We start from the raw sequence: 13424 nt of genomic DNA on the forward strand, positions 1-13424 counted from the left end.
GCCGTGGCCGACGCAGCGAACCCCGGCAAGCCCCCCGCCAGCCCGGAGACGACCGGGCACGACTGGGACGGCATCGCCGAGTACAACAATCCCCTGCCGCGCTGGTGGCTCTACGGCCTCTACGCGACCATCGTCTGGGCCTTCGGCTACTGGATCGCGTATCCGGCCTGGCCGCTCGTGAGCGGCTACACCTCCGGCGTGCTCGGCTACTCACAGCGCGCCACGGTGCTCGGCGAGGTCGAGACGGTGCGCCGGGAGCGCGCCGCGCGCGGACAGGCGCAGCTCGCCAGCGCCTCGGTCGCGGAGATCCGCGCCGATCCGGCGCTGCTGCGCCTGGCGCTCGCCACCGGCAAGGCCGCGTTCGGCGACAACTGCGCCGCCTGCCACGGCAGCTCCGCCACCGGCCGGATCGGCTATCCCAACCTCCAGGACGACGACTGGCTCTGGGGCGGGACGGCCGAGGAGATCGAGAAGACCATCCGTTACGGTGCCCGCTCCGGCAACGGCGAGGCGCATGTCGGCGACATGCCCGCCTTCGGACGCGACGGCATCCTCAAGCGCGACGAGGTCGAGGCGGTGGCGAGCTACGTGCTCTCGCTCTCGGGCAAGGCGGGCGTGGCCGGAGCGAGCACCGAGAAGGGCGCCGAGGTCTTCGCCGGCAACTGCGCCGCCTGCCACGGGGAGGCCGCCAAGGGCAATCCCGAGATGGGCGCGCCGAACCTCACCGATCCGATCTGGCTCTACGGCTCTGCGCCGGAACAGGTCGTCGCCACGGTGACGAACGGGCGCAGGGGCGTGATGCCCGCCTGGGAGAACCGCCTCGATCCGGCGACCATCAAGTCGCTCGCGGTCTACGTGCACAGCCTCGGCGGCGGCAAATAGCCGGAAACAGGCCGAAGACCCCGCCGGCCAGACGGCCGGCGGGCGCCGGTTGCGCGAGATCAAGGCAGCCGGCCGCCGCCCCCTCTAACGACGGCGGCACCGGCCCGCAGCCGGACGGGACCCGTACCGATGCCCCTTGCCGAACCGACCGACAGCGTCGCCGCCGCCGCGCCCCGCCCGACACCGCCGGGGCGCGCCAAGAAGTTCGGCGCCGCCGCGACGCGCAAGGCCATCCCGGCCGAGACCGGCTCGCTCTACGCCGCGCGGCGCAAGATCCAGCCCCAGGCCGTCCGCGGCACCTTCCGCACGATCAAGTGGATCCTGCTCGCGGTCACGCTGAGCGTCTACTACCTCGTGCCCTTCCTCCGCTGGCAGCGCGGGCCCGGCGAGCCCTCGCAGGCGGTGCTGCTCGATCTCGACCGGGGCCGGTTCTACTTCTTCTCCATCGAGCTCTGGCCGCAGGACGTCACCTACGTGATGGGCCTGCTGATCCTGGCGGCCTTCATCCTCTTCCTGATGAACGCCGTCGCGGGCCGGGTCTGGTGCGGCTACCTCTGCCCGCAGACCGTCTGGACCGACCTGTTCCTCGCCGTCGAGCGGCTGGTGGAGGGCGACCGGCGCGAACGGCTGAAGCTCGACGCCGCGCCCTGGTCGATCGAGAAGCTCGCGCTGCGCACGATGAAGCATGCCATCTGGCTGCTCATCGCCTGGTGGACCGGGGGCGCCTGGGTGCTCTACTTCGCCGACGCGCCCACCCTGGTGACGCGGCTCGCGACCTTCCAGGCCCCGGCCGTCGCCTATGTCGCCATCCTGACGCTGACGGCGACCACCTACCTGCTGGCGGGCCACATGCGCGAGCAGGTCTGCACCTACATGTGCCCCTGGCCGCGCATCCAGGGCTCGCTCACCGACGAGCACTCGCTCAACATCCTCTACCGCGACGATCGCGGCGAGCCGCGCGTCTCGGCCAAGCGCACCGCGCTGCTGCGCGCCGCCGGCCAGCCCGCCGGCGACTGCGTGGACTGCTTCGCCTGCGTCACGGCCTGCCCGGCCGGCATCGACATCCGCGACGGCTTGCAGATGGACTGCATCCAATGCGGCCTGTGCGTCGACGCCTGCGACACCGTCATGGGCAAGCTCGGGCGTCCCAAGTCCTTGATCGGGTACGATACCGAGGCCAACCGCCGGAGCCGGGCGGCCGGCGGCCCGCCGGTGAGCCGGATCCTGCGGGCGAGGACCGTGCTGTACGGCATCCTCGTCGCCACCGTCGGCGGGATCATGCTCTACGGCCTGGCGACCCGCAGCTTCGTCTCCCTGAGCGTGCTGCACGACCGCCAGCCGCTCTTCGTGACGCTCTCGGACGGCTCGGTCCGCAACGGCTACACGGTCCGGCTCATCAACAAGCGGCCGGGAGAGCGGCGCTTCGCGCTCGCCGTCGAGGGCCTGCCCGAATCGCGGGTCGAGGTCGTCGGCGGCACGCCGGAGGACATGCCGGTTCCCTCCGATTCGACGCAGGAGTTCCGCGTCCTCGTGTTCGCCCCGGCGGATACGCGCCCGGACCGCTCCGTGCCGCTCACCTTCCGCATCACCGATCCGGCGACGGGCGAGACGGCCCACGCCCAGGACACCTTCAAGGCGCCGTGACCATGCCCGTGACCCTGCCCGCCGCCGCCCCGCGCCTCACCGGGCGCAAGGTGTTCGCGATCCTCGCCGCCTTCTTCGGCATCATCGCCGGCGCCGACGCGGTGCTGGTCACGTCGGCCTTCGGCACCTGGTCCGGGCTCGAATCCCCGTCCTCCTACCAGGCGAGCCAGCGCTACAACGCGGAGCTGAAGCGGGCGCGGGCGCAGGACGCGCGGGGCTGGTCCCTCGACGGCACCGTCGCGCGCGACGGGCAGGGCGGCGCGCGCGTGACCGTCACGGCGCGGGACGCCGATGCGGGCCCGCTCGCCGGCAGGACCCTGCGGGTGCGCCTGGAGCGGCCCGTCGACAAGCGCGCGGACCTCGCGGTCGCCGTCGCCGAGACCGCGCCCGGCCTCTACGCGGCCCGGCTCCCGGCGGTGGCGGCGGGGCAATGGGAGCTGGTCGTGGAGGTGCTGGAGGGGGACGGCGTCGCGTTCCGGCGAAGGCACCGGGTGATCCTGGGCTGAGCGCGGGATAGGGCTGAGCGGACAACGCCGATGTGCTGCACCGATACGGCGCTCGCCTATGTCGAGGCCCATGCCTCCTGGAGCGAGGCGAACACCCGGCCCTCGCTGGCGCGCGACTACGCCGCCTTCCTGTCGCGCGGGGCGGACGGCGCGACGCGCGCCGAGTTCGCCGTCGAGGGCGTGCGCTGCGCGGGCTGCATGAGCACCATCGAGCGGGGGCTCGCCGACCTTCCCGGATTGGCGGCCGCCCGTCTCAACTTTTCCGACCGGCGCCTCGCCGTGACCTGGAAACCGGGGGCCGAGGCGGAGATCGGCGCGGTGATCGCCGCCCTGAAGGGGCTCGGCTTCGAGGCGCATCCCTTCAACCCCGCCCGCCCGAACGACGCGGAGACGGCGGAGACGCAGCGCCTGATCCGGGCCCTCGCCGTGGCCGGCTTCGCCTCCATGAACGTGATGCTCCTCGCGATCTCGGTCTGGGCCGGCAACATCTCGGACATGACGCCGGAGAACCGCGACCTCTTCCACTGGATCCAGGCGGTGATCGCGCTGCCGGCCGCCGCCTATGCCGGGCGCCCCTTCTACGAGGGCGCCTTCCGCGGCCTGCGGGCGGGCCGGGTGACGATGGACTTCCCGATCACGCTCGGCGTCGTGCTGACCCTGGCGATGTCCGTGATCGAGACCCTCTCGGGCGCCCCCCACGCCTATTTCGACGGCGCCGTGATGCTGCTGTTCTTCCTCCTGATCGGGCGCGTCCTCGATCAGGCGATGCGCCGACGCACGCGCGCCTTCGCGGAGAACCTCGCCGCGCTGCGCGCCGAGAGCGCGACCCTGGTCGACGCGGCCGGAACCCTGCGCGAGGTGCCGGTGGCGGAGCTCGCGCCGGGGGTCCGCATCCTCGTGCGGCCCGGCGAGCGGGTGCCGGCGGACGGCGTGGTCGAGCACGGCGCCTCCGATCTCGACCAGAGCCTCGTCACCGGAGAGACCGCCGCCGTCTCCGTCCGGGGCGGCGACCGGGTCTTCGCCGGGGCGCTCAACGGCAGCGGCGCCCTCACCGTGCGGATCGCCACGGCGCCGGGCGCCAGCCTGCTCGACGAGGTGGAAGGGCTGATGCGCCGCGCGCTGGAGGCCCGCTCGCGCAGCCTCGTCCTCGCCGACAAGGCGACGCGCCTCTACGTCCCGCTGGTCCACGCGGCGGCGGCGCTGACCCTGGCCGGATGGCTCGCGGCGGGCGCCGGCTGGCACGCGGCGCTTCTCGACGCCGTCGCTGTCCTGATCGTGACCTGCCCCTGCGCGCTCGGCCTCGCCATCCCGGCCGTGCAGGTGGTGGCGGCCGGCGCCCTGTTCCGCGAGGGCGTCCTGCTGAACGACGGCACGGCCCTGGAGCGCTTCGCCGAGATCGACACCATCGCCTTCGACAAGACCGGCACCCTGACCCTGCCGATCCCGGCGCTGGCGGAGGCGGGCCACGACCCGCGCGTCCTGGCGCTGGCGGCGCGGCTCGCCCTGTCCAGCCGGCACCCGATGGCGACGGCGCTGGTGGGGGCGGCGGAGGGCGCGGGCCCGTTTCCCGGCGCGCAGGAGGCGGCGGGGCTCGGCGTGCGCGCCCTCGTCGACGGGGTCGCGCTGCGTCTCGGCTCCCCCCGCTTCTGCGAGGCGGAGGCGGAGGCCACCGCAGCGCTCGCCGCCCATCCCGACGCCTCGGTGATCTGCTTCCGGGCGGAGGGCGACGCGCCGGTGGCCTTCCCCGTGCGCCAGGCGCTGCGCGCCGACGCCCCGGAGGTGATCGAGGCCCTGCGGGCGTCGGGCCGGCGCGTTCTCATCCTCTCCGGCGACCGGGCATCCGCCGTCGAGGCCGTCGCCGCCCGGCTCGGGGTGGCGGACTGGGAGGCCGGGCTGACCCCCTCCGACAAGATCGCCCGGATCGAGGCCCTCCAGCGGCAGGGCCGGCGCGTGCTGATGGTCGGCGACGGCCTCAACGACGCCCCCGCGCTCGCCGCCGCCCATGCCTCGCTCTCGCCGGTGAGCGCCGCGCATGTCAGCCAGGCGGCCGCCGACGCCCTGTTCCTCGGGCGCGGCCTCGCCCCGGTCCTCGCCGTGCTCGCGGCCGGGCGGCGGGCGCGGCGCCTCATGATGCAGAACCTCTGGTTCTCGGCCGCCTACAACGTCGTCGCGGTTCCGCTGGCGGCGGCCGGGCTGCTGACGCCGCTGATCGCGGCGCTGGCGATGTCCGGCTCGTCCGTCGTCGTCACGCTCAACGCGCTGCGGGCCCGTTCCGGCGGACCGCGCCCCGCCGCCTCCGGGGAGGCCGGGACGCCGGGGCCGGCCGCCGCCCGGATCGCCGGAGCCCGCCCGTGAACGTCCTGCTCCTCGTCATCCCCCTCGCTCTCGCGCTCGGCACGCTCGGCCTGTTCGCCTTCCTGTGGGCGCTCGGCAGCGGCCAGTACGAGGACATCGAGGGCGCCGAATACCGCGCCCTCGACGACGACTGACCGCGCCCCGCCGGAAGACGGTCCCGCCGCTTGCGCCACATCAAGGAAGGCGGGGCGAGGGGACCTTACCGCTGCCCCTCGGGACCGGTCGGGGCCCGACCGGGAACGAGGAGGGCGGCATGCGGGAGGACCTGAGGGCGCGCTACGGCGACGAGCGTCTGCCCCGCTACACGAGCTATCCGCCGAGCCCGCATTTCACGGCCGGCGTCGGGGCCGCCACCTACGCGGACTGGCTGCGGGACCTTCCGGCGGGGGCCGCCGCCTCGCTCTACCTGCATGTCCCGTTCTGCCGCGCGATGTGCTGGTATTGCGGCTGCCACACCAGCATCACCCGGCACGACGGGCCGATCGCCGATTACGTCGCGCTGCTGCGGCAGGAGATCGACCTCGTCGCGGCCCGTCTCGACGCGCCGCCGCCGGTACGGCACATCCATTTCGGCGGCGGCACCCCCACGGTCATGACCCCGGCGGACTTCGCGGGCCTGATCGCGGCGCTGCGGGCGCGCTTTCCCGTCGATCCGGCCGCCGAGATCGCCGTCGAGATCGACCCGCGCACCCTCGTCCCCGAGATGGCGGCCGCCCTCGGCCGGGTCGGCGTGAATCGCGCGAGCCTCGGGGTCCAGAGCTTCGATCCCGTCGTCCAGGAGGCGATCCGCCGCCGGCAGGGCTTCGAGGCGACCGCCTCGGCGGCGGCGGCCCTCAGGGCGGCCGGCGTGCGGGGGATCAATCTCGACCTGATCTACGGTCTGCCGCACCAGACCGTCGCCGCCTGCGTCGACACGGTCCTGCGCTGCCTGGAGCTGCGTCCCGACCGCTTCGCCGTGTTCGGATACGCCCATGTGCCCGCCTTCAAGAAGCACCAGCGCCATATCGACGCCGACACGCTGCCGGACGGGAGCGCCCGGCAGGCCCAGGCGGACGCCATCGCCGACACGCTCGCGCGGGCCGGCTATCGGCGGATCGGCCTCGACCACTACGCCCTGCCGGGCGATCCGATGGCGGTCGCGCAGAGGCAAGGGCGGCTGCGGCGGAACTTCCAGGGCTACACCACCGACGAGAGCGAGGTGCTGATCGGCCTCGGCGCCTCCTCCATCGGCCGGCTGCCGCAGGGGTTCGTCCAGAACGCGCCGGCCCTGCGGGACTACGCGCAGCGCATCGGCGCCGGCGCGCTCGCCGCGTGCAAGGGATACGCGCTGACGCCGGAGGACCGCCTCCGGGCCGAGCTGATCGAGCGGATCATGTGCGACTTCGCCGTCGATGTCGGGCGGATCTGCCGCCACCACGGCCGGGACCCGCTGACGCTGCTCGCCGCCCTGCCGCGCCTGGAGAGCCTCGTCGCCGACGGCCTGGTCCGGCGCGAGGGCCCGGTGCTGCGCGTGCCGGATGAGGCGCGCATGTTCATCCGGACGGTCGCGTCGGCCTTCGACGCCTATCTGGGAACCTCCGGGGCGGTGCATAGCCGCGCGGCCTGAGAGAACCCCGCAAGGGCCGCATGCCGCCCGCGCGATTGATGCCGCGGGCCGGAATGGACTACCGTCCGGCGCGCGCAACCCGCCCGGAGAACCCTGTGAACCCCGTCGCCCTGGTCGGAGAGACGCCTGATCCAGGCTCCGCCGAGGCTCGGGAACCGCCGTTCGGGCCCGCACCCGAGATCGCCTTTGCCACGCTCGATCGCGAGGGGCGCGTCACCGGCTGGTACGCGGCCCCCGAGCGGGACGGCGGCTGGCGCGAGGCGGACCTCCTGGGCAAGCCCGTCTCGGTGTTCTTCACCCCCGAGGATCGGGAGGCCGGCAAGCCCGAGCATATCCTGGCCACGGCGCGCCGGACCGGACGCTACGAGGGGGAGGAGACGCGCCTCGACGCGCGCGGCACGCCCTACCGGGCGAGCGTGGTGCTCGTCCCGCAGCGCGGCGCCGGCGGCGAGGTGGTCGGCTACGCCGAGCTCGTCCGGGGGGTCTCCGAGCCTGCCGCCGCCGCGGAGGCGTTGCGGGCCAGCGAGGCGCATCTGCGCTCGATCCTGGAGACCGTGCCCGACGCCATGGTGGTGATCGACGAGCAGGCCCGCATCCAGTCCTTCAGCGCCGCCGCCGTGCGCCAGTTCGGCTTCGCGCCGGAGGAGGTGGTGGGCCGCAACGTCAGCCTGCTGATGCCCGAGCCCTACCGCACCCAGCACGACGCCTACATGGCCCGCTACCTCGCGACGGGGCAGCGGCGCATCATCGGCATCGGCCGGGTCGTGGTCGGCCAGCGCAAGGACGGCTCGACCTTCCCGATGGAGCTGTCGGTCGGGGAGATGCGATCCGGCGGCGTGCGCTACTTCACCGGCTTCATCCGCGACCTGACCGAGCGGAACCAGACCGAGACGCGCTTGCAGGAGCTGCAATCCGAGCTGGTGCACATGTCCCGCTTCACCGCCCTCGGCGAGATGGCCTCGACCCTCGCGCACGAGATCAACCAGCCGCTAACCGCGATCGCGAGCTACCTCAAGGGCTGCCGGCGCATCCTCGGCCGCATGGAGGGCCCGGAGGTGCCGCTGCTCTCCGACGCCGTCAACCAGGCCGCCGAGCAGGCGCTGCGGGCCGGACAGGTCATCCGTCACCTGCGCGAGTTCGTGTCGCGCGGGGAGAGCGAGCGGCACATCGAGAACCTGCCCAAGCTCATCGAGGAGGCGAGCGCGCTGGCCCTCGTCGGCGCCAAGGAGAAGGGCGTGCGCGTGCGCTTCGACCTCGCCCCGGACGCGCCCCTGGTGCTTGCCGACCGGATCCAGGTGCAGCAGGTGCTGCTCAACCTGATCCGCAACGCCATCGAGGCCATGCAGGACATGCCGCTGCGCGAGCTCGTCGTCGCCACGCGGGCGGTGCCGGCGGAGAGGGCGGCGGAGGTGAGCGTCCGCGACACCGGGACGGGCATCGCGCCCGAGATCGCCGAGCAGCTCTTCCAGCCCTTCGTGACCACCAAGCCCCACGGGATGGGCGTCGGCCTCTCGATCTGCCGCACCATCGTCGAGGCGCATGGGGGCAAGATCTGGGTCGAGCGCGGGGCCGGGGGAGGGACAGTGTTCCGCTTCACCCTGCGCACCTTCGACGGACGGGAGTTGGCCGATGTCGAGTGACGCCCTCGTGCATGTGGTGGACGACGACATGGCGGTGCGCCAATCGCTCGCCTTCCTGCTCGCCACCGACGGGCTGGCGGTCCGCGTGCACGAATCGGCGAGCGCCTTCCTGGCCGCTCTCGACGGCCCAGTCGGCTGCGTGGTGACGGACGTGCGCATGCCCGAGATCGACGGGATCGCGCTCCTGCGCCGGCTGAAGGAGCGGGGCGACATGCCCCCCGTCATCGTCATGACGGGGCATGCCGACGTGCCGATGGCGGTCGAGGCGATGAAGGCCGGCGCCGTCGACTTCATCGAGAAGCCCTTCGACGACGAGGTCCTGCTGTCGAGCGTGCGCGCCGCGCTGAACCGGCTGGGGCGGGACGCGGCGCTGGCCGGCGAGGCGAACGCCGCCCGCGCGCGGATCGCCGGGCTCTCCGAACGCGAGCGGCAGGTGCTCGAGGGGCTCGTCGCCGGCAAGGCCAACAAGGCGATCGGCCTCGACCTGGGCATCAGCCCGCGGACGGTGGAGATCTACCGGGCCAACGTCATGTCCAAGATGCAGGCCGGCAGCCTCTCCGAACTCATCCGCATGGCCCTGACGGTGGGCCGGCGCTGAACGCCGCCGCCGCTCAGGCGAGCCCCTGTCCAGGCGTCCACGCGTCTGGGGGGACCATGCCGGGGGCGACATAGGCGAAGTAGAGCGCGTCGAGCTGCGTCCACAGCACGGTGCACTTGAAGGTCAGGGCCTCCATCGCCTGCCGCTGGAGCGCGGGCGTCACCGCGTGCCGCTTGACGTAGTCGAGGGCGAAGTCCGCGTCGCGCGGGGCCTGGGTCAGGCGCTTGTCGAAATAGGCGAGCGTCTCCTTGGTGATGAAGTCGTAGTTCTTCAGCATCCCCGCCACCCGCTCCGAGATGATCGTCGGCGAGAACATCTCCGTCAGCGAGGACGCGATCGCCTCGAGCAGCGAGCGCTCCTTCACGAAATGCACGTAAGCCTCCACGGAGAACTTCGTCGCCGACAGGATGCCCTTCGTGGACAGCACGTAGTCGCGTTCGAAGCCGACGCCCTCGGCGAGCTTCAGCCAGCGCTCGATGCCGCCGTCGCCGGGCGCGTCGCCGTCATGGTCCACGATGCGCTGGCGCCAGACACGGCGCAGCGACGCGTCCTCCATCCGCGCCAGCACGGCGGCGTCCTTCACCGGGATCATCGCCTGGTAGTAGTAGCGGTTCAGCGCCCAGGCCCGGACCTGATCCTTGCTCAGCTTGCCGTCGTGCAGCAGCCGGTGGAACGGGTGCAGGTTGTGGTAGCGCCGCGCCCCGATCCCGCGCAAAGCCGCCTCTAGCTCATCCGGGGTCAGGAGCCGATCCGGGGCGGCGGAGGTGGGAAAGGCGGCGGCGGGGAGGGGGGCGTTCATGGCGGGTCCGCTTCTTCGTCGGGGCTGGAAAAAGGCGCGCGACGCCCACGGACCGCCTTGATCCAGATCAACGCCGCTCATGCGGGACGGTCTACGCATGTCGTGCCGGGGCGGCCGTATAGCCGGTCGTCCCGTCTCTTCGGAGGCTCGCATGTCATCCCCCGCCGTCCAGGACCTTCTCGCCGACCGACCGCTGCGCAGCGTGACCGGCTCCTCCACCGTGGCGGCGGCCTGCCACCGCATGCGCGAGCACCGCGTCGGCGCCCTCGCGGTCTTCGACGGCATGCGGCTCACCGGCATCCTGAGCGAGCGCGACATCAGCGTCCGCGTCATCGCCGGCCATCACGACCCGATGCTGACCCTGGTGCGGGAGGTGATGACGCGCCAGCCGCGCACGGTCCCGGCGCATACCCCCGCCTCGGAGGCGCTGAGGATCATGCTGGAGGGCGGATTCCGCCACCTGCCGGTGACGCGGGGAGAGTCGGTCGTCGGAATGGTCTCGCTGCGCGACGTCTCGGCCGAGGGCGGCCTTCCCGCGCAGGGCGTGCGCGAGGCGGAACCGGTCCTCGCCCTGGGCTGACGGCCGGGCTTGCGGGCGCGGCGCTTGAGGCACATCAAGGCGGCGCCCGCGCGTCGGGTCTAGTCGATGCCGACGCAACGATCGGGCGCCCCCATGACGAAGCACACGGGACCGGTGCTCGTCGTCGACGACGACGAGGCCGTCCGCCAATCCCTGAAATTCGCGCTCGAGCTCGAGGGGCTCGACGTGCGCCTCTACGAGAACGGCGCGCATCTGCTGGGCGATGCCGCGCTGCCCCTCACGGGCTGCCTCGTCGTGGACTACCGGATGCCCGACATGGACGGGGTCCAGCTCGTCGGGCATCTGCGCGAGCGCAAGGTCGATCTCCCCGCCATCCTCATCACCGGCCGCTCGTCGGGCGACCTGCGGCGGCGCGCGGCCCATGCGGGCTTCCGCCGCGTGGTCGAGAAGCCGTTCGAGGACGGCTCGCTCCTCGACGGCATCCACGACGCCCTCGCCGCGTCCCCCTGACGGCCCCTCCGTAGAACCCCTTAAGGGAAGACCCGGAATTTTCCCCGCCTCCGGCACGGCCTAGCCAGGGAGCCAGGTTCAGACCCCTGGAGGCTCCCATGCAGACCGCCCTCGCCACCGCCGGCCTCGCCGCCGTCTTCTCGGCGGTCGTCCCGAACGGGGCTCATGCCGCCGCCGCCGAGCCCCGGACCGGCCAGCGCCGCTCCTACGAGGCCGACGAGGAGATCTTCGCCGAGGGCGACCGGACGGTCTCGTTCTACAAGGTCCTCTCGGGCGCGGTGCGCACCTACAAGCTCCTCTCCGACGGGCGCCGCCAGATCGACGCCTTCCACCTGCCGGGCGAGATCTTCGGCGTGGAGGGGGGCGAGGAGCACCGCTTCAGCGCCGAGGCGGTGACGGCGACCCGGCTCCTCATCCACCGGCGCGAGCCGCGCGCCCTGGCCGGCGGCGACGGCGTGCTGGCACGCGAGATCGTGGCGGCGCTGATGCGCAACCTGGAGCGGGCGCAGGACCACATGATGCTGCTGGGCCGCAAGTCGGCCAAGGAGCGCATCGCGACCTTCCTGCTCGCCCTGGCCGAGCGCATGGAGGCCCGGAACGGGGCCGTCGAGCTGCCGATGTCGCGCACCGACATCGCCGATCATCTCGGATTGACCGTCGAGAGCGTCTCGCGGGCCGTGACCCAGCTCGAGCGGGAGGGGCTGATCGAGCTGCCGCCGAACCGCCGCGCGGTGGTCCTGCGCGACGCCGCCGCCCTGCGCCGGCTCGCCGGCTGAGGGGGATCGTTGCCGGCCCGCACCAGTCGGAATCTCCCCGTCCGAGCAAGCTCGGCAATTTGATCCCGATCAAGGACGCCCGGAAGTCGAGGGCCTTGATGGATCGGGTCGGCTCCCGCGGCCTCCCTCCACGAAACTCCGGATCGAACGGCACCCATGTCCAGAAAGCTCATCGCCATCGCCACCGCAGCAGCGCTCGGCCTCGGCACGCAAGCGGCCCTTTCGGCCGATCTCCCGTCCCCGGCCGCGCCCCCGGCGCCGGACCTGACGCTGCCCACCTGGTCGCCCTGGCTGGTGCGCGTGCGCGCCCTCGGCGTCCTGCCCGATCCGGGCGCGCGCCTCTCGGCCGCCGGCAGGCCGCTCACGGGAGCGGGGGTGGCCATCACCGATTCGGCGATCCCCGAGCTCGACATCTCCTACTTCCTGACCAAGAACATCGCCGCCGAGCTGATCCTCGGCGTGACGCGGCACGGCATCCAGGGCTCCGGGACGCTGGCCGGCACCCGCATCGGCACGACCTGGATCCTGCCGCCCACGCTCACCCTGCAATACCATTTCGACGGGTTCGGCCGCTTCAAGCCGTATGTCGGCGCGGGCGTGAACTACTCGGTCTTCTTCGGCGAGAAGGAGCGCGGCGGCTTCAACGGCTTCCGCCTCTCGAGCAGCGTCGCGCCCGCCCTCCAGGCCGGCTTCGACTACATGCTCGACGATCACTGGGGCCTCAACGTCGACGTGAAGAAGCTCTTCCTCGACACCAAGGTGAAGCTGAACGCCGGCGTGATCCGGGGCCGCGTCGACATCGATCCGTGGATCGCGGGCGCCGGCATCACCTACAAGTTCTGAGAATCCCGGCAGCATCCCGAGAACGGCCCGCGCAGGCACCCGCGCGGGCCGACGCGTTTGCGGACACGGCCCCGTCTCGCCCTCCTTGCGCTGGATCAAGGAGGCGCTCCCCGCGAAGGCGGACACTCCCTCACGCGGGCGCCGGATCGAGACGGGCCGCGCGAGCGGTCCGCCGGATCGGCGGCCCGGCCACGAGGGAGAGGAGCCCCGATGTCCCACGTCCCCCACGAGCTCGCCGAGGAGTTCCCGGCGCAGGCCGAGCGCATCCAGGCGCTCAAGCTGGCGGATCAGCGCTTCGCCGCCCTGGTCGAGCGCTACCATACGGTCAATCGCGCCCTTCACCGCATGGAGGAGCGCATCGAGCCGGTCTCGGAGTCCACCGAGCGTACGCTGCGCCGCGAGCGCCTGCACCTCAAGGACGAGGTCTCCCGCGCGCTCGAGGCGCAGGCCGTCTGAACGAAGGGATCGCAGGCCATGCCACATCCTCATCCCGCCCCGGCGGACGCGTGGCTCGCGCTCTGGGGAACGCTCTGGTTCGATCTTCCGCTCGACCGCGCGGACGGCCACCGGCCGGGCGGCGGGGCGTGGGAGGCCGCCCTCGCCGAGAGCGGCGACGAGCCCGGCGGCACGGACCCCGACCATCCGGACGCCCTGCTGGACCTGATCGAGGACTTGCAGGTGGGCTGCTTCGCCTGAGCCGCGCGTGGCTTCCGATTGCGCTGGA

14 protein-coding genes and 1 pseudogene are annotated in these 13424 nt (G+C 72.8%); 14 read left to right on the forward strand and 1 reads right to left on the reverse strand.

Translation table 11 applies throughout. The features are described 5' to 3' along the window. Positions 1-3 precede the first annotated feature (3 nt). From ccoP to fixJ, 8 genes are all read left to right on the forward strand, one after another. Complete coding sequence (gene ccoP, locus ACP56T_RS07565; RefSeq protein ID WP_430911530.1) at positions 4-882, forward strand: cytochrome-c oxidase, cbb3-type subunit III; 879 nt, start codon at positions 4-6, stop codon at positions 880-882. A 129-nt stretch (positions 883-1011) separates the two neighbouring features. Beyond that, positions 1012-2526 (forward strand): cytochrome c oxidase accessory protein CcoG, encoded by a 1515-nt coding sequence (gene ccoG / locus ACP56T_RS07570; RefSeq protein ID WP_430911531.1) that lies wholly within the window; start codon positions 1012-1014, stop codon positions 2524-2526. Positions 2527-2528: 2 nt separating this feature from the next. Continuing rightward, positions 2529-3032, forward strand: coding sequence for a FixH family protein (locus tag ACP56T_RS07575; protein ID WP_430911719.1), 504 nt, complete (start codon positions 2529-2531; stop codon positions 3030-3032). Positions 3033-3062: 30 nt separating this feature from the next. Beyond that, complete coding sequence (locus ACP56T_RS07580; protein ID WP_430911532.1) at positions 3063-5387, forward strand: heavy metal translocating P-type ATPase; 2325 nt, start codon at positions 3063-3065, stop codon at positions 5385-5387. Then, positions 5384-5521, forward strand: a complete 138-nt coding sequence (ccoS, locus tag ACP56T_RS07585) for a cbb3-type cytochrome oxidase assembly protein CcoS (RefSeq protein WP_430911533.1) — start codon at positions 5384-5386, stop codon at positions 5519-5521. Before ACP56T_RS07580 ends, ccoS begins: the two co-directional genes overlap by 4 nt. A 119-nt stretch (positions 5522-5640) precedes the next feature. Then, entirely contained in the window at positions 5641-6993 is a 1353-nt protein-coding gene (gene hemN, locus ACP56T_RS07590) for an oxygen-independent coproporphyrinogen III oxidase (protein ID WP_430911534.1), read from the forward strand. A 95-nt stretch (positions 6994-7088) separates the two neighbouring features. Beyond that, positions 7089-8633 carry a PAS domain S-box protein gene (locus ACP56T_RS07595; RefSeq protein WP_430911535.1) on the forward strand — a complete coding sequence of 515 codons (1545 nt, stop codon included), beginning with the start codon at positions 7089-7091 and terminating at the stop codon, positions 8631-8633. Continuing rightward, complete coding sequence (gene fixJ / locus ACP56T_RS07600; protein WP_430911536.1) at positions 8623-9231, forward strand: response regulator FixJ; 609 nt, start codon at positions 8623-8625, stop codon at positions 9229-9231. The genes ACP56T_RS07595 and fixJ overlap by 11 nt, the downstream gene beginning before the upstream one ends. Positions 9232-9250: 19 nt before the next feature. On the opposite strand, the pseudogene pqqC reads toward fixJ, so the two are convergent. Continuing rightward, positions 9251-10030: pseudogene (gene pqqC / locus ACP56T_RS07605) on the reverse strand (pyrroloquinoline-quinone synthase PqqC); the annotation flags it as partial. Between the two features lie 151 nt (positions 10031-10181). On the opposite strand from pqqC, the gene ACP56T_RS07610 reads away from it, so the two are divergent. The 6 genes from ACP56T_RS07610 (at position 10182) to ACP56T_RS07635 (ending at position 13396) form a co-directional block, all read left to right on the forward strand. Further along, positions 10182-10610 (forward strand): CBS domain-containing protein, encoded by a 429-nt coding sequence (locus ACP56T_RS07610; protein WP_430911537.1) that lies wholly within the window; start codon positions 10182-10184, stop codon positions 10608-10610. A 93-nt stretch (positions 10611-10703) separates the two neighbouring features. Continuing rightward, positions 10704-11081: a response regulator transcription factor gene (locus tag ACP56T_RS07615; protein WP_430911538.1), complete on the forward strand. Its 378-nt coding sequence runs from the start codon at positions 10704-10706 to the stop codon at positions 11079-11081. Positions 11082-11179: 98 nt separating this feature from the next. Then, positions 11180-11857, forward strand: coding sequence for a helix-turn-helix domain-containing protein (locus tag ACP56T_RS07620; RefSeq protein ID WP_430911539.1), 678 nt, complete (start codon positions 11180-11182; stop codon positions 11855-11857). 156 nt (positions 11858-12013) lie between these two features. Continuing rightward, positions 12014-12700 (forward strand): OmpW/AlkL family protein, encoded by a 687-nt coding sequence (locus ACP56T_RS07625; protein WP_430911540.1) that lies wholly within the window; start codon positions 12014-12016, stop codon positions 12698-12700. A 210-nt stretch (positions 12701-12910) separates the two neighbouring features. Then, the gene (locus tag ACP56T_RS07630) at positions 12911-13156 is read left to right on the forward strand and encodes a YdcH family protein (protein WP_430911541.1); all 246 of its coding nucleotides are present in this window, start codon (positions 12911-12913) and stop codon (positions 13154-13156) included. 18 nt (positions 13157-13174) lie between these two features. Then, positions 13175-13396: a hypothetical protein gene (locus ACP56T_RS07635; protein ID WP_430911542.1), complete on the forward strand. Its 222-nt coding sequence runs from the start codon at positions 13175-13177 to the stop codon at positions 13394-13396. The last annotated feature ends 28 nt before the right edge of the window (positions 13397-13424 follow it).

Source organism: Methylobacterium endophyticum (assembly GCF_050591105.1).
Lineage (GTDB): Bacteria > Pseudomonadota > Alphaproteobacteria > Rhizobiales > Beijerinckiaceae > Methylobacterium.

What these genes read in the sequence shown, in the direction of transcription:
- ccoG (WP_430911531.1), top strand. Translation starts at nt 1,012, where the DNA reads ATGCCCCTTGCCGAACCGACCGACAGCGTCGCCGCCGCCGCGCCCCGC.
- ACP56T_RS07575 (WP_430911719.1), top strand. Translation starts at nt 2,529, where the DNA reads ATGCCCGTGACCCTGCCCGCCGCCGCCCCGCGCCTCACCGGGCGCAAG.
- ACP56T_RS07580 (WP_430911532.1), top strand. Translation starts at nt 3,063, where the DNA reads ATGTGCTGCACCGATACGGCGCTCGCCTATGTCGAGGCCCATGCCTCC.
- hemN (WP_430911534.1), top strand. Translation starts at nt 5,641, where the DNA reads ATGCGGGAGGACCTGAGGGCGCGCTACGGCGACGAGCGTCTGCCCCGC.
- fixJ (WP_430911536.1), top strand. Translation starts at nt 8,623, where the DNA reads ATGTCGAGTGACGCCCTCGTGCATGTGGTGGACGACGACATGGCGGTG.
- ACP56T_RS07610 (WP_430911537.1), top strand. Translation starts at nt 10,182, where the DNA reads ATGTCATCCCCCGCCGTCCAGGACCTTCTCGCCGACCGACCGCTGCGC.
- ACP56T_RS07615 (WP_430911538.1), top strand. Translation starts at nt 10,704, where the DNA reads ATGACGAAGCACACGGGACCGGTGCTCGTCGTCGACGACGACGAGGCC.
- ACP56T_RS07620 (WP_430911539.1), top strand. Translation starts at nt 11,180, where the DNA reads ATGCAGACCGCCCTCGCCACCGCCGGCCTCGCCGCCGTCTTCTCGGCG.
- ACP56T_RS07625 (WP_430911540.1), top strand. Translation starts at nt 12,014, where the DNA reads ATGTCCAGAAAGCTCATCGCCATCGCCACCGCAGCAGCGCTCGGCCTC.
- ACP56T_RS07630 (WP_430911541.1), top strand. Translation starts at nt 12,911, where the DNA reads ATGTCCCACGTCCCCCACGAGCTCGCCGAGGAGTTCCCGGCGCAGGCC.
- ACP56T_RS07635 (WP_430911542.1), top strand. Translation starts at nt 13,175, where the DNA reads ATGCCACATCCTCATCCCGCCCCGGCGGACGCGTGGCTCGCGCTCTGG.